The organism is Streptomyces griseofuscus (assembly GCF_014673495.1).
Taxonomy (GTDB): Bacteria; Actinomycetota; Actinomycetes; order Streptomycetales; family Streptomycetaceae; genus Streptomyces; species Streptomyces murinus.
This window is the reverse complement of record NZ_CP051006.1, coordinates 4,236,279-4,255,387: the sequence shown is the minus strand read 5'-3', so window position 1 is coordinate 4,255,387 and position 19,109 is coordinate 4,236,279. Positions and strand designations below refer to the sequence as shown.

Annotated in this window: 16 protein-coding genes; 8 read left to right on the top strand and 8 right to left on the bottom strand. The window is 71.0% G+C overall.

Annotated elements, in window-relative coordinates:
• Positions 1–50: 50 nt before the first annotated feature.
• The gene (locus HEP81_RS18880) at positions 51–953 is read right to left on the bottom strand and encodes a D-alanyl-D-alanine carboxypeptidase family protein (protein ID WP_037650233.1); all 903 of its coding nucleotides are present in this window, start codon (positions 951–953) and stop codon (positions 51–53) included.
• Between the two features lie 187 nt (positions 954–1,140).
• On the opposite strand from HEP81_RS18880, the gene HEP81_RS18875 reads away from it, so the two are divergent.
• Both HEP81_RS18875 and HEP81_RS18870 read left to right on the top strand, forming a co-directional pair.
• The gene (locus tag HEP81_RS18875; protein ID WP_037650232.1) at positions 1,141–1,812 is read left to right on the top strand and encodes a GntR family transcriptional regulator; all 672 of its coding nucleotides are present in this window, start codon (positions 1,141–1,143) and stop codon (positions 1,810–1,812) included.
• A complete protein-coding gene (locus HEP81_RS18870; protein WP_037650229.1) occupies positions 1,809–3,104 on the top strand; it encodes an MFS transporter in 1,296 nt (431 codons plus the stop codon). The genes HEP81_RS18875 and HEP81_RS18870 overlap by 4 nt, the downstream gene beginning before the upstream one ends.
• Before the next feature lie 21 nt (positions 3,105–3,125).
• On the opposite strand, the gene HEP81_RS18865 is transcribed toward HEP81_RS18870, so the two are convergent.
• The gene (locus tag HEP81_RS18865) at positions 3,126–3,878 is read right to left on the bottom strand and encodes an SAM-dependent methyltransferase (protein WP_037650227.1); all 753 of its coding nucleotides are present in this window, start codon (positions 3,876–3,878) and stop codon (positions 3,126–3,128) included.
• Between the two features lie 79 nt (positions 3,879–3,957).
• Positions 3,958–4,782 (bottom strand): maleylpyruvate isomerase family mycothiol-dependent enzyme, encoded by an 825-nt coding sequence (locus tag HEP81_RS18860; RefSeq protein WP_037650224.1) that lies wholly within the window; start codon positions 4,780–4,782, stop codon positions 3,958–3,960.
• A gap of 182 nt (positions 4,783–4,964) precedes the next feature.
• Here HEP81_RS18860 and HEP81_RS18855 point away from each other — a divergent pair, with 182 nt between their 5' ends.
• Positions 4,965–5,765, top strand: a complete 801-nt coding sequence (locus HEP81_RS18855; RefSeq protein WP_037650221.1) for a carbon-nitrogen family hydrolase — start codon at positions 4,965–4,967, stop codon at positions 5,763–5,765.
• Positions 5,766–5,822: 57 nt separating this feature from the next.
• On the opposite strand, the gene HEP81_RS18850 is transcribed toward HEP81_RS18855, so the two are convergent.
• Positions 5,823–6,317 (bottom strand): LURP-one-related/scramblase family protein, encoded by a 495-nt coding sequence (locus HEP81_RS18850; protein WP_037650219.1) that lies wholly within the window; start codon positions 6,315–6,317, stop codon positions 5,823–5,825.
• Between the two features lie 153 nt (positions 6,318–6,470).
• Here HEP81_RS18850 and HEP81_RS18845 point away from each other — a divergent pair, with 153 nt between their 5' ends.
• Entirely contained in the window at positions 6,471–8,342 is a 1,872-nt protein-coding gene (locus HEP81_RS18845) for an NHL domain-containing thioredoxin family protein (RefSeq protein ID WP_037650217.1), read from the top strand.
• Here the strand turns inward: HEP81_RS18845 and HEP81_RS18840 are convergent.
• The 3 genes from HEP81_RS18840 to HEP81_RS18830 form a co-directional block, all read right to left on the bottom strand.
• Positions 8,330–8,590, bottom strand: a complete 261-nt coding sequence (locus HEP81_RS18840) for a DUF6458 family protein (protein ID WP_037650215.1) — start codon at positions 8,588–8,590, stop codon at positions 8,330–8,332. The genes HEP81_RS18845 and HEP81_RS18840 overlap by 13 nt on opposite strands.
• A gap of 145 nt (positions 8,591–8,735) precedes the next feature.
• Positions 8,736–10,034 (bottom strand): M18 family aminopeptidase, encoded by a 1,299-nt coding sequence (locus tag HEP81_RS18835; RefSeq protein ID WP_037650213.1) that lies wholly within the window; start codon positions 10,032–10,034, stop codon positions 8,736–8,738.
• Positions 10,035–10,158: 124 nt separating this feature from the next.
• Positions 10,159–11,985, bottom strand: a complete 1,827-nt coding sequence (locus HEP81_RS18830; RefSeq protein ID WP_037650211.1) for an acyl-CoA dehydrogenase — start codon at positions 11,983–11,985, stop codon at positions 10,159–10,161.
• 195 nt (positions 11,986–12,180) lie between these two features.
• On the opposite strand from HEP81_RS18830, the gene HEP81_RS18825 reads away from it, so the two are divergent.
• From HEP81_RS18825 to HEP81_RS18815, 3 genes are all read left to right on the top strand, one after another.
• Positions 12,181–12,663: an SseB family protein gene (locus tag HEP81_RS18825; protein ID WP_037650207.1), complete on the top strand. Its 483-nt coding sequence runs from the start codon at positions 12,181–12,183 to the stop codon at positions 12,661–12,663.
• A 149-nt stretch (positions 12,664–12,812) separates the two neighbouring features.
• On the top strand, positions 12,813–13,790 hold the full coding sequence (locus HEP81_RS18820; RefSeq protein ID WP_037650204.1) for a pirin family protein: 978 nt from the start codon (positions 12,813–12,815) through the stop codon (positions 13,788–13,790).
• Between the two features lie 150 nt (positions 13,791–13,940).
• Positions 13,941–15,044: an AI-2E family transporter gene (locus HEP81_RS18815; protein ID WP_037650201.1), complete on the top strand. Its 1,104-nt coding sequence runs from the start codon at positions 13,941–13,943 to the stop codon at positions 15,042–15,044.
• Here the strand turns inward: HEP81_RS18815 and HEP81_RS18810 are convergent.
• Positions 14,957–17,137 carry a SpoIIE family protein phosphatase gene (locus tag HEP81_RS18810; protein WP_037650199.1) on the bottom strand — a complete coding sequence of 727 codons (2,181 nt, stop codon included), beginning with the start codon at positions 17,135–17,137 and terminating at the stop codon, positions 14,957–14,959. The two genes, HEP81_RS18815 and HEP81_RS18810, sit on opposite strands and share 88 nt — an antisense overlap.
• 165 nt (positions 17,138–17,302) lie before the next feature.
• Here HEP81_RS18810 and aspS point away from each other — a divergent pair, with 165 nt between their 5' ends.
• Positions 17,303–19,066, top strand: a complete 1,764-nt coding sequence (gene aspS / locus HEP81_RS18805; RefSeq protein WP_037650197.1) for an aspartate--tRNA ligase — start codon at positions 17,303–17,305, stop codon at positions 19,064–19,066.
• Positions 19,067–19,109 lie beyond the last annotated feature (43 nt).

Sequence of the window (19,109 nt, the reverse complement as noted above, 5' to 3'; positions counted from 1 at the left end):
CGACGGGCCCGGGTTGCGCGGTGGACGAGCCGGTGAACCGGCGTCCGAGGTCAGCCGAGCTTGGCGAAGCCGTAGTTGAGCAGCTTCGTGGCGTCCGACTCGCGCTTGGTGATGGAGGTGGAGGACAGGACGGTGCCGATGACGGTCTTGCCGTGACGGGTGGCGGCGAAGACCAGGCAGTAGCCCGCCTCGGGGCCGGAGCCGGTCTTCACACCGATGGTGCCGCTGTAGCTCTTGAGAAGACCGTTGGTGTTGACCCAGGCGCCCATCGTGCGGGTGCCGCCGGACTTGGTCTTCGTCTTGGCCGTGTACGACTTGGTCTTGACGATGGTGCGGAACGTGGAGTTCTTCATCGCACTGCTGGCGATCTTCGTCAGGTCGCGCGGCGTCGAGTAGTTCTTGCCGTTGCCGATGCCGTCGAAGGAATCGAAGTGCGTGTTCTTCAGGCCGAGGCTCTTGGCGGCGCTGTTCATCTTGCCGACGAAGTTCGACACGCGGGCGGCGCGGGAGGAGCCGGAGCCGTACTTGTCCGCGAGGGCGTAGGCGGCGTCGCAGCCGGAGGGCAGCATCAGCCCGTACAGCAGCTGGCGGACGGTCACCTTGTCGCCGACGATCAGGTGGGCCTGAGAGGCGTTGTTCTTGACGACGTAGTCGCTGTACGCCTTCTGGATCGTCACCGTGGCGTCGAGGTTCAGGTTCTTCTGCGCCAGTACGACCTTGGCCGTCATGATCTTGGTCGTGGACCCGGTGGACCGCTTGGTGTCCGCGGCCTTGGTGTAGAGGGTCGAACCGCTCCCGTTGTTCATCACATAGCCGCCCTTGGCCCCGATCGAGGGCGCGGTGACGGCCTGTGCGGGCGCCGCGGTCAGGGCGCCGGTGGCGATCAGCGCACCGGAGGTGATCGCGACGGCGGTGGCTCGGCGGAGGCGGATGCCCTTGATGCCGGTAATCAAAGTAAATACCCCGATTGTCTGGAATGCCCCTGGATGCGGCCGAGTTGAGGTGCTCAGAGAAAAGGGCCGCATCTGTCTGACACGTAGGTAGCACAGAAGGTTGTGCGGCAATCGGGGGAGACGGGCATCACGTCCGCATGGTGGACTCCGGCGCGCGTTGCGTACCTGTTGTATCTATCCTGTAGGCATGAAGACGGCCGTCCCGCACTCCGCCCCTCCCGCCAAGCAGCCACCCGCCGCCGATCGCGTGTACGCGCACGTCAAACAGAGCGTCCTCGACCGGAGCTACGAGGGCGGCACCCTGCTCACCGAGGGCGAGCTGGCCGAGGCCGTGGGCGTGTCGCGCACACCCGTGCGGGAGGCGCTGCTGCGGCTGGAGGTCGAGGGCCTGATCCGGCTCTACCCGAAGAAGGGCGCCCTGGTCCTGCCCGTCTCCGTGCAGGAGATCTCCGATGTGGTGGAGACCCGGCTCCTGGTCGAGGAGCACGCCGCGCGCAAGGCCGTGCCCGCCCCGCCGGGCCTGGTGGAGCGGCTGGCCGAGCTGCTGGAGCGGCAGAAGGCGCAGGTCGCCGCCGGGGAGCTGGCCGAGGCCGCGGTGACCGACCGCTGCTTCCACGCCGAGATCGTCCGCAGCGGGGGCAATGAGATCCTGGCCCGCCTCTACGACCAGCTGCGCGACCGCCAGCTGCGGATGGGCGTCGCCGTCATGTACTCCCACCCCGACCGGGTGGCCACCACGCTCGCCGAGCACGAGGAGATCCTCCGGGCGCTGCGTGCCGGGGACGCGGAGGCGGCCGTCGGGGTCGTGCACCGGCATGTGAGCCGGGTGTCGCTGCTCGCGCGGGGTGAGGTCCGATGAACAAGCTCACCCTTCCGGGTGACCCGCCGGGCGGTGTCCGGGCCGTCGGCGTGTGGTCCACAGGCGTAGCGGTCTACTTCGTCGCCGTCATCTTCCGTACCTCGCTGGGCGTGGCGGGCCTCGACGCGGCCGACCGCTTCCATGTGAACGCCTCGGCGCTGTCCACCTTCTCCATACTCCAGCTGCTGGTCTACGCCGGCATGCAGATACCCGTCGGCCTGATGGTCGACCGCCTCGGCACCAAGAAGGTGCTGGCCCTGGGCGCCGTCCTGTTCACGATCGGGCAGCTGGGCTTCGCCTTCTCACCGTCGTACGGCACCGCGCTCGCCTCCCGGGCGCTGCTGGGCTGCGGCGACGCGATGACGTTCATCAGCGTCCTGCGCCTGGGCACCCGCTGGTTCCCGGCCCGCCGCGGCCCCATGGTCGCGCAGCTCGCGGCCCTGGTCGGCATGGCGGGCAACCTCATCTCCACCCTCGTCCTGGCCCGGCTGCTGCACAGCATCGGCTGGACGCAGGCGTTCGCCGGCAGTGCGCTGGCCGGCGTGGTCGTCCTCGTACTGACTCTGCTGTTCCTGAAGGACCACCCCGAGGGGCACGAGCCCGCGCCGTCCCCGCACCAGGGCTCCGCCTACGTCCGCCGGCAGATCGCCGAGGCCTGGCGGGAGCCGGGCACCCGGCTCGGGATGTGGGTGCACTTCACCACCCAGTTCCCGGCGATGGTCTTCCTGCTGCTGTGGGGCCTGCCGTTCCTGGTCGAGGCGGAGGGGCTCAGCCGGGCCACGGCCGGGGAGCTGCTGACCCTCGTCGTGCTCTCGAACATGGTGGTGGGACTGGTCTACGGCCAGGTCATCGCCCGGCACCACACCGCCCGGCTGCCGCTCGCGCTGTGCACGGTGGCGGCGACCGCGCTGCTGTGGGCGGCGACGCTGGCCTACCCCGCGCCGCACGCCCCGATGTGGCTGCTGATCGTCCTGTGCACGGTGCTCGGCGCCTGCGGGCCCGCCTCGATGATCGGATTCGACTTCGCCCGCCCGGCCAACCCGCCCGAGCGTCAGGGCACCGCGTCCGGCATCACCAACATGGGCGGTTTCATCGCCTCGATGACCACACTGCTCGCGATCGGCGTGCTCCTTGACGCGACGGGCGACGACTACCAGGTGGCGTTCACCGCGGTGTTCGCCCTCCAGGCGATCGGGCTCAGCCAGATCCTGCGGCTGCGCTCCCGGGCGGCCCGCCGTGAGCGCGAGCGGCTGGTGGCCAGCCGGGTGGAGACGGTGCACGTACCGGCGTGAGCCGGCCGCCCGGGCCCCGGGTCAGCGCAGATCCGGTACGAGGGTGAGGTACGCGATGCCGAGGACGCCCCGGTAGCTCATCCACTGGCCGCGGTGCCGGTCCAGGCGGGCGCGGGTCTCGGGTGCCAGCGGATGGTCGGGATGCTGGGCGAGCCATACTTCCAGGCCCGCCTGGTAGCCCGACTCGAACTCCTCCCACTCCTGGGGGCTCGCCGTCTCGGTCCACTCCGGGCGGAAACCGGCCTCTACCGCGAGGTCGAGCAGTCCGCGGAGATCGTCGTGGTCGTCCGGGGCGGCACCGGGCCACATGCCGGACAACTCGGCCTCGGTGGGCGGCCGCTGCCAGAAACCCTCGCCGACCAGCACCCGGCCGCGGTCGGTCACCAGGCGCCGCAGCGCGCGCAGGGCCTCGGCCGTCGGCGGCTCGGCCTCGCTGAGGGCCTGCGTCGCGCCGAGACAGAGCACCAGGTCGGCCGGGCCCCGCTCGGTGCCCACGGCGGACTCCTCGGCGAACCGCACCCGGTCGCCGAGCCCGCGTTCCTCGGCGTTCTTCCGGGCGCGGGCGAGATCCTCGGCGTTCAGGTCGACACCGGTTCCGGTGGCGCCCGGTACGGCGGCCAGCACCCGGAGCAGCAACTCGGCCCAGCCGCACCCGATGTCCAGCACGGTGCGGGGGCGGTTGGCCGCGAGCCGCTGGACCATGGCGGTCGCGCGGGCCTCCGACAGGGGGCCGTGGAAGGTGAGCCGGGCGAGCCGAGGCAGGTCGATGGTCATACCGGGCAACGCTAGGAGATCGCCCCGGGCGCCACCACCGAATTGCCGGCGCCCTGAATTCCCGCCCGGGAAAGGGCGGTCAGGGCGTCACCGCGAAGTTCCGCAGGATGGCCTCCGCCAGCTCCTGGTCGCCCTCCGTCTTGACGCGGTCCGCCACCGCCTCGGGGGTCACCCGGCCGCAGGCCAGCCGGACATAGGTCTCCCAGTCGAGGGTGAGGGAGGCCACCGGGCCGAGCGCCGGGGCGGTCTCCAGGGTGCCGCGGCCCTGGATGTCGACGCGGATGGTGCGCAGGAACTCCACGGGCCCGTGCACATCGAAGACGACGGCCGAACTGCGCGGCGCGTCCGCGTCCTTCGCCACGATCTTCGGCAGCGCGTCCAGCAGGAAGTCGCGGGTGACGTACGCGCCGGGCGAGTCGAGGTTGCCGGGGCGGCCGAGGGCCGTCCGCAGATCCTGTTCGTGCACCCAGACGTCGAAGGCGCGCGTCCGGTAGGCGTGTTCGAGGGTGATCTCCGTGCCCATCGGGCCGCGCACCGTGGCACCGGGCTCGCGGTTCTCGTTGCGCATCTGGCGGTTGCGGCGGATGACCGTGTACTCCAGTTCGGCCGTCATCTCCGGCGCCGTGTGATGGCGGCGGACGTCGACCTGCATCTCCATGTAGCGCTGGTGCTCGTTGGCGACGTGGAAGAGGTCGCGCGGCAGGGAGTGGATGGGGCGCGGGTCGCCGAGCAGTTCGCAGTCCAGGCCGATGACGTGCGAGACGACATCGCGTACCGACCATCCCGGGCACGGCGTCCGCCGGTTCCACTCGGCCTCGGGCAGCGGCTGCACCATCTCTGATATCGCGTCGACGGAGTGCGTCCAGGCGTCGGCGTAGGGCTGGAGGATGGGATGCAGACTCACGGAACGGGACCCCTCGGCGGTCGGTACACGGGCAGGTTGCGGCGGCGGTGCCAGCGGGCGGCGGCTGCATGTCGGCGGGTGTCTGGGAAGCTAAGTTACGCTGCTGGCAGGCACCCCGGCAGTGCTTTCGCGTGACGATCGTAGGCCCGTATGGACGACTCGAATGCCAGGACGGTGGTAGTGTGCGCGCCTCTCTGATCCAGATCGCCGTCGACGAGGGCGAATCGCCCGTCTCGCGCAGACAGCGCGCGGCCGCGCTGGTCCGGGCCCAGGCCGGGGCCGATCTGGTGGTGCTGCCCGAGCTGTGGACCACCGGCGCCTTCGCCTACGAGGACTTCGGCCGCGAGGCCGAGCCGCTTCAGGGACCGACGTACGAGACGATGGCCGCGGCCGCGGCCGACGCGGGCGTGTGGCTGCACGCCGGGTCGATCCCCGAGCGCGCGACCTCCGCCGACGGCACCCTTTACAACACCTCCCTCGTCTTCTCCCCCTCCGGTGAACTGGCCGCCGCCTACCGCAAGATCCACCGCTTCGGCTTCGACCAGGGCGAGGCCGTGCTGATGGGCGCGGGGCGGGAGCCGGTGACGGTCCCGCTGCCCGGCACCACGCTCGGCCTCGGCACCTGCTACGACCTGCGCTTTCCCGAACTCTTCCGCGCGCTGGTCGACGCCGGCGCCGAGGTGCTGGTGCTCCCGGCGGGCTGGCCCGAGCGGCGCCGCGCGCACTGGACGCTGCTGGCCCGGGCGCGGGCGGTGGAGAACCAGGCGTTCGTGCTCGCCTGTGGAACGGCCGGGACGCACGCGGGAGTTCCGCAGGCGGGTCACTCGATCGTGGTGGATCCCTGGGGCGAGGTGCTGGCCGAGGCCGGCGCAGGCGAGGGGGTCCTCACGGTCGACCTCGACCCGGCGAAGGTGGCGGCGACGCGTGAGCAGTTCCCCGCGCTGAAGGACCGCGTGCTGGGGCTGGCGACGCCCCGGCGATAGCGGGGGCCGTCCGCACACCGGCGGCCCCGCCGACAACACGTCAGCCGTCCGGGCACGTCAGTCGTCCTCCCGCTCCTTCTCCGCGAGGTGGATCACGCACACCGCGACCGCGATGAGCAGCGCCGGGTCCGCGTCCTCGCGTACGACGTCCACACCGTAGGTCTCCCGCAGGTGCAGCCAGCGCCGGGAGATCACGGCCAGCACCTGGTCGTCGTACTCGACCACGAACTCGCGGTCGAGGATCTTGCCGCTGACGTCCAGCTCGGAGCCGTCGGCCAGCGCGACGCGGTAGTGGTTGCGCAGTAGGGAAAGCCGCTTGCGCTTGATGGTGGCCAGACCCTCGCCGTCCCGTTCGATCACCATCGTGTCGCGCAGGGCGAACATCTTCTGGTGGATGTCGATCAGGACCCGGCCCTGGGCGTCCTTCAGCTCGAAGGTGTCCCGCAGCCGCATGGCCTTGCCGTCGACGAGGAAGACCTTGCGGCCGTGCTCGTCCTCGATCCAATAGTCTTCGCCGATGCCGAGCAGCCGGTCGCGTACCAGGAATCTCATGTCCTGAGCCCTTCCCAGGTTCGGCGGATTCATCACGGCGGGCGCGGGGCGATTCGCCGTGCGCGGACCGCTTTTCCACAGGCGGTGCGGGCGAGTTGCCCGGGTTATCCACAGGCCGAGCGGGATGCCGGAGGCCGGTGGCACTCTTGAGCCATGACCGATTCCGCACCACCCCGCCGCCCCCGCGTCCGCGCCCCCGAGCTGATCGGCAAGGGCGGCTGGCTGAACACGGGCGAGCGTGAGTACACCCTGTCCGACCTGCGCGGCCGCATCGTCGTCCTGGACTTCTGGACCTTCTGCTGCATCAACTGCCTGCATGTCCTGGACGAGCTGCGCGAGCTGGAGCACCGGCACCCGGACACGGTGGTGGTCATCGGCGTGCACTCCCCCAAGTTCGCGCACGAGGCGGAGCACGGCGCGGTCGTGGACGCGGTGGAACGGTACGGAGTGGCGCACCCGGTCCTCGACGATCCCGAGCTGGCCACCTGGAAGCAGTACGCGGTGCGCGCGTGGCCGACGCTCGTGGTGATCGACCCGGAGGGGTATGTCGTCGCCCAGCACGCGGGCGAGGGCCATGTGCACGCGATCGAGCGGCTGGTGACGGAGCTGGAGGCCGAGCACGGGGCGAAGGGCACGCTGCGCCGCGGTGACGGCCCGTACGTCCCGCCGGAGCCGGAGCCGACGGTGCTGCGCTTCCCGGGCAAGGCCCTGCTGCTCCCGTCCGGGAGTCTGCTGGTCAGCGACACCACCCGGCACCAGCTGGTGGAACTGGCGGCGGACGGGGAGACGGTCGTACGGCGGATCGGCCAGGGCGGCCGGGGGCTGACCGACGGCCCGGAGGACCGCGCCCGGTTCCAGGAGCCGCAGGGGCTCGCCCTGCTGCCCGACGGCACCGTGGTGGTGGCGGACACCGTCAATCACGCCCTGCGCCGCTTCGACCCGGAGACGGGCCGCACCACGACCCTCGCGGGCACCGGGCACCAGTGGATGCAGGGGGCCGCCACCTCGGGACCGGCCCGCGAGGTCGACCTCTCCTCACCCTGGGACGTCGCCTGGTGGCAGGGCAGGGTGTGGATCGCCATGGCGGGCGTCCACCAGCTGTGGACGTACGACCCCGAGGACGGCACGGTCGCCGTCGCGGCCGGCACCACCAACGAGGGACTGGTCGACGGACCCGCCGCCGAGGCGTGGTTCGCCCAGCCCTCCGGGCTCGCGGCCACCGCCGACCGGCTCTGGCTCGCCGACTCCGAGACCAGCGCCCTGCGCTGGGTGGACCCCGACGGAGCGGTGCACACCGCGGTCGGCACCGGCCTGTTCGACTTCGGGCACCGGGACGGCGCGGCCGGACAGGCGCTGTTCCAGCACCCGTTGGGTGTCACCGCGCTGCCGGACGGCTCGGTCGCGGTCGCCGACACCTACAACCACGCCCTGCGCCGCTTCGACCCGGCGACCGGCGAGGTGACCACGCTCGCCACGGATCTGCGCGAGCCCAGCGACGCGGTGCTCGTCGGCGAGGACATCGTGGTGGTGGAGTCGGCCCGGCACCGGCTGACCCGGCTGCGGCTTCCTGATGAGGCGGTGCGCGTGGAACCGGTGGCCCACCGCACCCGGCGCGCGGCCACCGAGGTCGCCCCCGGCCGGCTGCGGCTGGACGTCGTCTTCCAGGCCCCGCAGGGCCAGAAGCTGGACACCCGGTACGGCCCCTCCACCCGCCTCCTGGTCTCCTCGACCCCGCCCGAGCTGCTGCTCAAGGGCGAGGGCGCGGGCACCGATCTGAGCCGCGAGCTGGAGCTCGACGCGGCCGTCCGGGAAGGGGTGTTGCACATATCCGCGATGGCCGCGTCCTGCGACGACGACCCTGCTGGGGGCACCTCCCAGTCGAAGACTGGGGGAGAGTACCCCGCGTGCCATGTGCACCAGCAGGACTGGGGCGTCCCGGTCCGCCTCACCGAGGGTGCGACGGACCGTCTGCCGCTCGTCCTGGCGGGCCTGGACGAGCAGGAGAGCGGGCCTCAGACGCCGTAGCCGTCGGTGTAGCCGTCACCGGTGTGGTGGTGATGGCGGTGGGGTTCCTCCTCCACGATCGGCGTCGTGGGCGGTACGACGACCCGCCGGCGCCGGGCGATACCGCTGAACGTGGCGACGCCGATCAGTCCGACGGCCATCAGGATCAGGCCGACGACGGTGAGATTGACGCCGTGCATGTGCCAGTCGGTCGCGAACGTGAGTATGGCCCCCACGGCGATGAGAATGATGCATCCGCCGAGCCCCATGAGGCTTCGCCTCCCCTTTCGGTTCCGGAATCTCCGGTCCCGTCCGGGTACCCGCCGCGGCCCCGAGTAGCCCTGCGTACGACGGCCGTTCGACAACCGCCCCTCCGTAAGACCGTTCCCGCCCGGCCTTACGGAGGACCGCGGGCTAGCCCTCCAGGAAGGCCGTCAGGGCGTTGGCGAGGAGGAACGGGTCGTCGGCGCCGCACAGTTCGCGGGCGCTGTGCATGGAGAGGATGGCCACGCCGATGTCGACGGTGCGGATGCCGTGCCGGGCCGCGGTGATCGGGCCGATGGTGGTGCCGCAGGGCATGGAGTTGTTGGAGACGAACGACTGGAAGGGGACACCGGCCTTCTCGCAGGCGGCGGCGAACACCGCGCGGCCCGAACCGTCCGTGGCGTAGCGGTTGTTGACGTTCACCTTGAGGATCGGGCCGCCGTTGACGCGGGGGTGGTGCGTCGGGTCGTGCCGCTCGGCGTAGTTGGGGTGCACGGCGTGGCCGGTGTCGGAGGAGAGGCACACGGTGCCGGCGAGGGCGCGGGCGCGGTCCTCGTAGGACCCGCCCCGGGCGAACACCGAGCGCTCCAGGACGGAGCCGAGCAGCGGGCCGTCCGCGCCGGTGTCGGACTGGGAGCCGTTCTCCTCGTGGTCGAAGGCGGCCAGCACCGGGATGCGGGTGAGCGGGGCGCCGGAGGTCGCGGCGGCGGCCAGCGCGGCGGCGCCCGCGTGCACGGACAGCAGGTTGTCCATGCGCGGACCGGCGACCAGTTCGCGGTCCCGGCCGAGGTAGGCCGGTGCCTCCACCGGGTACGTCATCAGGTCCCAGCCGGCCACCGAGTGCGCCTCCAGGCCGGCCTCCTGCTCCAGGAAGGAGATCAGGTCACCGTCGAGCACCTCGTCGCCGAGGCCCCACACCGGCTGGAGGTGGCGCTGCTTGTCCAGCTTGAGACCCTCGTTGCTGACCGAGCGGTCCAGGTGGATGGCGAGCTGCGGCACCCGCAGCAGCGGCCGGTCCACGTCGACCAGCACGGTGGAGCCGTCGCGCAGGGTCAGCCGGCCGGCCAGGCCCAGATCGCGGTCCAGCCAGGAGTTCATCAGCGGGCCGCCGTAGATCTCCACGGCGACCTGCCGCCAGCCGTGCGCGCCGGTGTCCGGGCGCGGCTTGATCCGCAGGTTGGGGGAGTCGGTGTGCGCGCCGATGATGTGGAACGGGGTGTGCGGCGCGGCGCCCTCGGGGACGTACCAGGCGATGATCGCGCCACCGCGCAGCACGTACCGGCCGCCGCTGGCGCCGTCCCAGGCGTCCGTCTCCGCGACCTGCCTGAAACCGGCCTTCTCCAGCCGCTCGGCGACGTTCGCCACGGCGTGGTACGGCGACGGGCCGGCCGCAAGGAAGGACATCAGGTCGTCGGTGTGGCCGCGGTCGAAGCGGGCTGGTGCGCTCATGGGATTCACCTTAACGACGGGCACGGGCCCGCTCCCGGTAAGGGGAGCGGGCCCGTGCGCGGAAACGGCGGGGACGTCCGGAACGTCCGGAACCGGCGCTGTGGAAACGACGCCGTTCCGTGTTCTAGAACGCGGCCTCGTCCAGCTCCATCAGGTCCAGCTCGATGCCCGTGGACAGCTTGCGGGCCAGGGTGACGCCCGGCAGGACGTTCGCGGCGAAGAACTTCGCGGCGGCGATCTTGCCGGTGTAGAACGCCTTGTCCTTGGCGGAGGCCGTGGTGAGCTTCTCGGCGGCGACGGCGGCACCCTTGAGCAGCAGGTAGCCGACGATGACATCGCCGGAGGCGAGCAGCAGGCGGGTGGTGTTCAGGCCGACCTTGTAGATGTTCTTGGCGTCGTCCTGGGTGGCGGCGAGGTCGGTCAGCATCAGGCCGACGATCGCCTCCAGCTCCACCGCGGCCTTGGCCAGGTGCTCGCGGGCGCCGGACAGCTCCTCGCCGCCGGTGCCGAGCGCCAGGAACTTCTTGATGTCCTCGGCGAGCGAGTTCAGCGCGGCGCCCTGGTTGCGGACGATCTTCCGGAAGAAGAAGTCCTGGCCCTGGATCGCGGTGGTGCCCTCGTAGAGGGTGTCGATCTTGGCGTCCCGGATGTACTGCTCGATCGGGTACTCCTGAAGGAAGCCGGAGCCGCCGAAGGTCTGAAGCGACTGGGCCAGCTGCTCGTAGGCCTTCTCGGAGCCGTAGCCCTTGACGACCGGCAGCAGCAGGTCGTTGAGGGCGTGGTCGGCGGAGGCGTCCTCGCCGTTGGCCTCCTTGACCTGGATCGCGTCCTGGATGGAGGCGGTGTACATCACCAGGGCGCGCATGCCCTCGGCGTACGCCTTCTGCGTCATCAGCGAGCGGCGCACATCGGGGTGGTGCGTGATGGTGACCTTGGGCGCGGCCTTGTCCATGAAGTTGGCCAGGTCCGGACCCTGGACGCGCTCCTTGGCGTACTCCAGGGCGTTCAGGTAGCCGGTGGACAGCGTGGAGATCGCCTTCGTGCCGACCATCATGCGGGCGAACTCGATGATGCGGAACATCTGGCGGATGCCGTCGTGCTTGTCGCCGATCAGCCAGCCCTTGGCGGGGTGGCGGTCGCCGAAGGTCATCTCGCACGTGTTGGAGGCCTTCAGGCCCATCTTGTGCTCGACGTTGGTGGCGTAGACGCCGTTGCGCTCGCCCAGCTCGCCGGTCTCGAAGTCGAACTCGTACTTCGGCACCAGGAAGAGGGACAGGCCCTTGGTGCCGGGGCCGGCGCCCTCGGGACGCGCGAGCACGTAGTGGAGGATGTTCTCCGACATGTCGTGCTCACCCGAGGTGATGAAGCGCTTCACGCCCTCGATGTGCCAGGAGCCGTCCTCCTGCTGGACCGCCTTGGTGCGGCCGGCGCCCACGTCGGAGCCCGCGTCGGGCTCGGTGAGCACCATCGTGGAGCCCCACTGCTTGTCCACGGCGATCGAGGCGATGTGCTTCTGGACCTCGTTGCCCTCCTCGAAGAGGATGCCGGCGAACGCGGGGCCCGAGGAGTACATCCACACGGCCGGGTTGGCGCCCAGGATCAGCTCGGCGTAGGCCCAGATCAGAGAGCGCGGCGAGGTGGTGCCGCCGATCTCCTCGGGCAGGCCGAGGCGCCAGTACTCGGAGTCCATGAAGGCCTGGTAGCTCTTCTTGAAGGACGCCGGGACCGGCGCGGTGTTGGTCTCCGGGTCGAAGACCGGCGGGTTGCGGTCGGCGTCGGCGAAGGACTCGGCCAGCTCGTTCTCCGAGAGGCGGGTCAGCTCCTCCAGCACGCTCTTGGCGGTCTCGACGTCCATCTCCTCGAACGGGCCGGTGCCGTACACCTTGTCGCGCCCGAGTACTTCGAAGAGGTTGAACTCGATGTCGCGGAGATTCGACTTGTAGTGCCCCATGGCGACGGCTCCGTTGAGGGATCGGCGAGGCACTGGCTCCTCGCATCTGTTTCACGTACCAATAAGTAGCTACGATGATGCTACCCGCCGGTAATAAGACGCAACCCCAGTCCGGCCAAGTGTGAGAAGGGTCTACTCCTGTGGGCCTTTCGGGTCCATCCCTGCGGCGGCCCGGATCTCGGTACGCTTGCGCCCATGTACGGATACGGCCAGCCCATGGACGGCGGCGCCGCGCAGCAGCAGTACACGTCGGGGCAGCAGCAGATGGCGGGCGGGGCCGGCGGGTACGGCCAGCAGCCGCCGCTCTATCCCGAGCCGTCCCCGCCGTCGCTCGCGGACGCGGTGCGCGCGTTCACCACCGGGCAGATGTCCCCCGAGGACTTCCAGCAGATCTTCGCGTCGTCGAAGGTGTACTGCCCACGCGGTGACACCCCCGGCTTCCTCGCCCTGCACAACACCCAGCAGCCGGTGATCCCGATGTTCACCTCGCTCAAGGAGCTGCGGCGGTACGCGGGCAAGGAGTCCAAGTACTTCGTGATCACCGGCGCCGAGGTGATCGACCTGCTGCCGACCGGCTACGGCTTCGTCCTGGACATGGAGGGCGAGCACCGGATGGTGTTCGACGCGAAGGCCGTCGAGCAGATGGTCGATTTCGCGATGCGCCGGATGTACGGCTGACCGGATGCCCGGCCGGCGGGACGTACGGCCGATCGGCTGAGACTCGTCGCCGCGCGGGCCCGGAGGGAATTCCCTCCGGGCCCGCTCTGTTGTGGGTGGCAAGAAGTTCAACGCTCAACTAAAGTGAGCGTACGAAGGAGGTAGCCACCATGCCCGCAGTGACCGTCGAGAATCCGTTGACGCTGCCCCGTGTGACCGCTCCCGCCGATGCCGTGGGGCGCAAGGTGCTCACCGTCACCACCGCGCCGAGCGGATACGAGGGCGAGGGCTTTCCCGTGCGCCGGGCGTTCGCGGGGATCAATTACCGCCATCTCGACCCGTTCATCATGATGGACCAGATGGGTGAGGTGGAGTACGCGCCGGGCGAGCCCAAGGGCACCCCCTGGCACCCGCACCGCGGCTTCGAGACCGTCACGTACATCATCGACGGGATCTTCGACCACCAGGACTCCAACGGCGGTGGCGGCACCATCACCGACGGCGACACCCAGTGGATGACGGCGGGTGCCGGGCTGCTGCACATCGAGGCGCCGCCGGAGCACCTCGTCGTCTCGGGCGGGCTCTTCCACGGGCTCCAGCTGTGGGTGAACCTCCCGGCCGAGGACAAGATGATGGCCCCGCGCTACCAGGACATCCGGGCCGGCAGCGTCCAGTTGCTGACCTCGCCGGACGGCGGCGCGCTGCTCCGGGTGATCGCCGGTGAGCTGGACGGCCACGAGGGCCCCGGCATCACGCACACCCCGATCACCATGGTGCACGCGACGCTCGCGCCCGGTGCGGAGATCACGCTGCCCTGGCGGGAGGACTTCAACGGGCTGGCGTACGTGCTGGCGGGCCGCGGCAGCGTCGGCGAAGAGCGCCGTCCCGTCCACACCGGCCAGACGGCCGTCTTCGGCGCCGGGTCCTCGCTGACCGTGCGCGCGGACGAGCGGCAGGACGGCAACACGCCGGACCTGGAGGTCGTCCTCCTCGGCGGCCGCCCGATCCGTGAGCCGATGGCGCACTACGGCCCCTTCGTCATGAACACCAAGGACGAACTGATGCAGGCCTTCGAGGACTTCCAGAAGGGCCGCCTCGGCACCGTCCCGGCCGTGCACGGCATGACGGACGAGGGTCCGCGGGCCTGACCCTCCCCCGAGACAGGGCGCCCCTCCAGCCGACGAAGCCTGGAGCGGCGCCCTTTGGGCCGACCGCAGGCAGCGGCGCCCCGGACCCGTGCTCACCCGCCCGGCCCGCAGCGCGAGACACCCGGCGGCCGGCGTGATCCGCTGGGGGACGTGCATCTGTTGCCCGAGCCCGTTCGGCGGCTTGCCGCGTGGTGCGCCGTGCTGCTGCTGGTCGCCGGGGTCGGATGGGTCGGGGTGCGGCTGTGCGGAGAGCTGCGTACGGCCGTCACCGCCGTCCTGCTCGCCCTCCTCGGCACCGCCCTGCTCGCCCCCCTGCACCGGCGGCTGGTGCGGGCCGGCGTACAGCGCTCGGTGTCGGCCGGGCTGACCTGCGTCGCGGTCGTGGCCGTCGTCGGCGGCGCCGTCTACATCGTCGTCGCCGCCCTCGTCGGCAGCGGCGACGAGATCATGACCTCGCTGCGCAACGCCGCCAAGAGCGTCTCCCGGCACTTCGGGGCCGCCGGGACCGGCCTGGAGGACCTCACCACCAACTCCGGGGAACTGCTGCGCCGTTTCGGCGGCACGGCCGCGTCCAACGTCATCAGCGGGGTGAGCGTCGTCGGCGAGAGTATCGCGCTGGCCGTGCTCGCCCTCGTCCTGGTCTTCTTCTTCCTGCGCGACTCCCATCTCGCGGCGACCGCCCTGCGCTCCATCGCGCCCCGGGGCACCGGCGACACCCTCGAAGCGGTCGCGCGGCGCGCCTACCGGGCCGTCGAGGGGTTCATGCGCGGCACCACCCTGATCGCCCTGATCGACGCCCTCTGCATCACCGTCGGCCTGCTGATCCTCCGGGTGCCCGGCGCCCTCGGGCTCGGCGCGCTGGTCTTCGTCGGCGCCTTCATCCCCTACCTCGGCGCGTTCATCTCCGGCGCGGTCGCGGTGCTCGTCGCCCTCGCGGACCGGGGCTTCGTCATCGCGCTGTGGACGCTCGGGGTGGTGCTCGCCGTGCAGGTGCTCGAGGGGCATGTGCTCCAGCCGATGATCCAGAGCCGTACCGTGCAGATGCATCCCGCGGTGGTCATGCTCACCATCACGGCCGGCGCCTCCGTGGCGGGCATCCTCGGCATGCTCCTGGCCGTCCCGCTGACCGCGGCCGCCTTCGGCGTCGTACAGGAACTGCGCGACCGCTACGGCCCCTCGACCACGGACGACTCCCCGTCGCCCGGAACCCCCTCGCCCGGTACCCCGCCGCCCGGCTCCCCCGGACCTTCGTAGAGCTCGAACCAGATGCTCTTGCCCTCGCCCCGCGGGTCCACCCCCCACGCGTGCGCCAGGAGCCCGATGAGCAGCAGTCCGCGCCCGGAGGAGGCCAGTTCGCCGGGCCGGCGTTTGTGCGGGAGGTCGTCGCCGCTGTCGAAGACCTCGACCCGCAGCCTGCGCCGCCCGTCCTCCTCGACGACCTCGACCAGCAGCAGCGCGTCCGCGTCGGTGTGCACCAGGACGTTGGTGACCATCTCGGAGACCAGCAGCTCCGCCGAGTCGACCTGGTCCGGGGCGGCCCAGTCGTGCAGCAGGTCGCGCACGTTCCGGCGTGCCACGGCGATCCGCTCCGGCTCGTCCTGGCCCACGGAATGCAGCATGCGCCGCACCCGGGGCCGTACCGTCACCGTGTCGGCGCAGCCACAGCCCGGCCCGGGGCGGCACAGCAGCAACAGCGCGATGTCGTCCTCGCGCCGGTCGGCCAGCGGGCCCGTCGTGTGGTGCGAGGACGGCCCGTGCACGCCCTGCACCAGCGCGTCGGCCAGCGCCTCCAGATCGTCCTCGTGGCGCTCCAGGATCGAGCGCAGCCGCAGCCAGCCGCTGTCCAGGTCGTGCCCGCCGGTCTCGATCAGCCCGTCCGTGCACAGCATCAGCGTCTCCCCGGGCTGGAGCGCGAACCGGGTCGTCGGATAGTCCGCGTCCGGGTCGATGCCCAGCGGCAGCCCGCCCGCCGTCGGCCGCAGCATCACCGTGCCGTCGGCCATCCGGATCACCGGGTCCGGATGGCCCGCGCGGGCGATCTCCAGCCGCCCGCTCACCGGATCGACCGCCACGTACAGACAGGTCGCGAACCGCGGGTCGGACGTCTCCTCGTCGTTTGTCATCCCGTGCAGGAAGCGGGAGGCGCGCGAGAGCACGGCGTCCGGGCGGTGCCCCTCGGAGGCGTAGGCGCGCAGCGCGATCCGCAGCTGGCCCATCAGCCCGGCCGCCCGCACATCGTGGCCCTGCACATCCCCGATGACCAGCGCGAACCGTCCGGCGGGCAGCGGGATCATGTCGTACCAGTCGCCCCCCACCTGGAGTCCGCCGCCGGTCGGGATGTAGCGGGCGGCGATCCGCACCCCAGGGACCTCCGGGCCCAGCGAGGGCAGCATGGAGCGCTGGAGACCCTCCGTCAGCTCCCGCTCCGACTCGGCGGTCTCCGCCCGGGACAGGGCCTGCGCGAGCATCCGGGCCACCGTCGTCAGCACCGCCCGCTCGTCCGGGGTGAAGCGCACCGTATGGGCGAAGCCCGCCATCCAGGCGCCCATCGTGCGCCCGCCCACGGTCAGCGGCAGGAACGCCCAGGAACTGCGCCCGAAGGGCCGGGCCAGCGGCCAGGTCACCGGATAGCGGTCCCGGTACTCCTCCGGCGAGGAGAGGTACACCGCCTGCCCGGTGCGCACCACCTCGGCCGCCGGGTACTCCAGCCCCAGCGGCATGCTGGTGAACGGGCCCATCTCGTCGGACTGGTGACCGTGGTGGCCGATCATCGTCAGCCGGTCGCCCTCCACCCCGAACACCACCAGGCCGTTCGGCGAGAAGCCCGGCATCGACAGGCCGGCCGCGACCCGCAGCACCTCCGCCGTGGACCGCGCCTCGGCCAGCGCCCGGCCCGCGTCCAGCAGGAACGCCTCCCGTGAGCGCCGCCAGGGCCCGGTGACCGCGGTGCGGCCGCCCGCCGGGTCCGGTCCCGGCTCGGCGACCTCCTGGAGGGTGCCGGTCAGCACATAGGCGCGCCGCTCGGCGTCGTACGACGGCTTCGAACGGCTGCGTACGACGCGCAGGACCGTGCCCTCCTCGTCCATGATCCGCACCCGCACCTCGGCGAGCGTGCCCTCGGCGACCGCGAGCTGCACCACCGCGGTGATCTCGTTCCAGTCGGCCGGATGCAGCCGGGCCCGGGTCTGGGCCTCGGTGAGGGTGGCCGACGCCGCGGGCAGCCCGAGCAGCCGCGCCGCCTCCGCGTCCACGATGACCAGCTTGTCCGCGGTGTCCCAGTGCCACAGCCCGGTCGCGAGGGCGGCGAGGACGTCCCCGACGGCCGGGAGCGGCTCATCTGTACGCATTGCCCCAATTTAAGGAGATGCGCTCGATGCGTGCCACCGTAGGACCGCGGGCGGTAAATCGCGGGGAGCCGATCTTGGGGTGGCCGGTACCCTTGGATCAGCCAGGGCGGCAACCCGGGCGATCACCAACTCGAAGCTCGCACCCACGAAGGACGATGAACGACGATGCATCGGTACAGGTCCCACACCTGCGGCCAGCTCCGCGCCTCTGACGTCGGCACCGACGTCCGGCTCAGTGGCTGGCTGCACAATCGGCGCGACCTGGGCGGCATCCTCTTCATCGATCTGCGCGACCACTACGGCATCACGCAGCTGGTCGCCCGCCCCGGCACCCCCGCCTACGAGGCCCTGGACAAGCTCTCCAAGGAGTCCACGGTCCGCGTCGACGGCTCCGTTGTTTCACGTGGAACCGAGAACGTGAACCCGGACCTGCCGACCGGCGAGATCGAGGTCGAGGTGACCGAGGTCGAGCTGCTCGGCGCGGCTCAGCCCCTCCCCTTCACCATCAACGCCGAGGACGGGGTCAACGAGGAGCGGCGCCTGGAGTACCGCTTCCTCGACCTGCGCCGCGAGCGCATGCACCGCAACATCATGCTGCGTACGGCGGTCATCTCGGCGATCCGCCACAAGATGACCGCGCTCGGCTTCAACGAGATGGCGACGCCGATCCTGTCCGCGACCTCTCCCGAGGGCGCCCGTGACTTCGTCGTCCCCTCCCGGCTGAACCCCGGCAAGTTCTACGCTCTGCCGCAGGCCCCGCAGCAGTTCAAGCAGCTGCTGATGATCTCCGGCTTCGACCGCTACTTCCAGATCGCGCCCTGCTTCCGCGACGAGGACGCCCGCGCCGACCGTTCGCCGGGCGAGTTCTACCAGCTCGACGTCGAGATGAGCTTCGTCGAGCAGGAGGACGTCTTCCAGCCGATCGAGAAGCTCATGACCGAGCTGTTCGAGGAGTTCGGCGGCGGCCGCCATGTCACCTCTCCCTTCCCGCGGATCCCGTTCCGCGAGGCGATGCTGAAGTACGGCTCCGACAAGCCGGACCTGCGCGCCAAGCTGGAGCTGGTGGACATCACCGATGTCTTCGAGGGCTCGGAGTTCAAGGCGTTCGCGGGCAAGCACGTACGCGCGCTGCCGGTGCCGGCGGTCCAGGACCAGCCGCGCAAGTTCTTCGACCAGCTCGGTGACTTCGCGGTCACGCTGGGCGCCAAGGGCCTGGCCTGGGTCCGCGTCGGCGAGGACGGGACGCTCACCGGCCCGATCGCGAAGTTCCTCACCGAGGAGAACGTCGCCGAGCTGACCAAGCGCCTCTCGCTCGCCCCCGGCCATGCGATCTTCTTCGGCGCGGGCGAGTACGACGAGGTCTCCAAGATCATGGGCGCGGTCCGCGTCGAGGCCGCCAAGCGCGCCGGCCAGTTCGAGGAGAACGTCTTCCGGTTCTGCTGGATCGTCGACTTCCCGATGTACGAGAGGGACGAGGAGACCGGCTCGATCGACTTCTCGCACAACCCCTTCTCGATGCCGCAGGGCGGTCTTGAGGCCCTGGAGACCCAGGACCCGCTGGACATCCTGGGCTGGCAGTACGACATCGTCTGCAACGGCGTCGAGCTGTCCTCCGGCGCGATCCGGAACCACGAGCCGGACATCATGCTGAAGGCGTTCGAGATCGCGGGCTACGACCGGGAGACCGTCGAGGAGAAGTTCGCGGGCATGCTGCGCGCGTTCCGCTTCGGCGCCCCGCCGCACGGCGGTATCGCCCCCGGCGTGGACCGCATCGTGATGCTTCTCGCGGACGAGCCCAGCATCCGCGAGACGATCGCCTTCCCGCTCAACGGCAACGCCCAGGACCTGATGATGGGCGCGCCGACCGAGCTGGACGAGTCCCGCCTGCGCGAGCTGCACCTGAGCATCAGGAAGCCGCAGCCGAAGTAGTCCGGCCGGCGGCTGTCGATGTCGGCGTCGCCATCGCTGTCGT

Bases quoted from the DNA above. Each gene is read 5' to 3' on its own strand.
- HEP81_RS18875 (WP_037650232.1), top strand. From the start codon at position 1,141: ATGAAGACGGCCGTCCCGCACTCCGCCCCTCCCGCCAAGCAGCCACCC.
- HEP81_RS18870 (WP_037650229.1), top strand. From the start codon at position 1,809: ATGAACAAGCTCACCCTTCCGGGTGACCCGCCGGGCGGTGTCCGGGCC.
- HEP81_RS18865 (WP_037650227.1), bottom strand. From the start codon at position 3,878: ATGACCATCGACCTGCCTCGGCTCGCCCGGCTCACCTTCCACGGCCCC.
- HEP81_RS18850 (WP_037650219.1), bottom strand. From the start codon at position 6,317: ATGAGATTCCTGGTACGCGACCGGCTGCTCGGCATCGGCGAAGACTAT.
- HEP81_RS18845 (WP_037650217.1), top strand. From the start codon at position 6,471: ATGACCGATTCCGCACCACCCCGCCGCCCCCGCGTCCGCGCCCCCGAG.
- HEP81_RS18840 (WP_037650215.1), bottom strand. From the start codon at position 8,590: ATGGGGCTCGGCGGATGCATCATTCTCATCGCCGTGGGGGCCATACTC.
- HEP81_RS18835 (WP_037650213.1), bottom strand. From the start codon at position 10,034: ATGAGCGCACCAGCCCGCTTCGACCGCGGCCACACCGACGACCTGATG.
- HEP81_RS18830 (WP_037650211.1), bottom strand. From the start codon at position 11,985: ATGGGGCACTACAAGTCGAATCTCCGCGACATCGAGTTCAACCTCTTC.
- HEP81_RS18825 (WP_037650207.1), top strand. From the start codon at position 12,181: ATGTACGGATACGGCCAGCCCATGGACGGCGGCGCCGCGCAGCAGCAG.
- HEP81_RS18820 (WP_037650204.1), top strand. From the start codon at position 12,813: ATGCCCGCAGTGACCGTCGAGAATCCGTTGACGCTGCCCCGTGTGACC.
- HEP81_RS18810 (WP_037650199.1), bottom strand. From the start codon at position 17,137: ATGCGTACAGATGAGCCGCTCCCGGCCGTCGGGGACGTCCTCGCCGCC.
- aspS (WP_037650197.1), top strand. From the start codon at position 17,303: ATGCATCGGTACAGGTCCCACACCTGCGGCCAGCTCCGCGCCTCTGAC.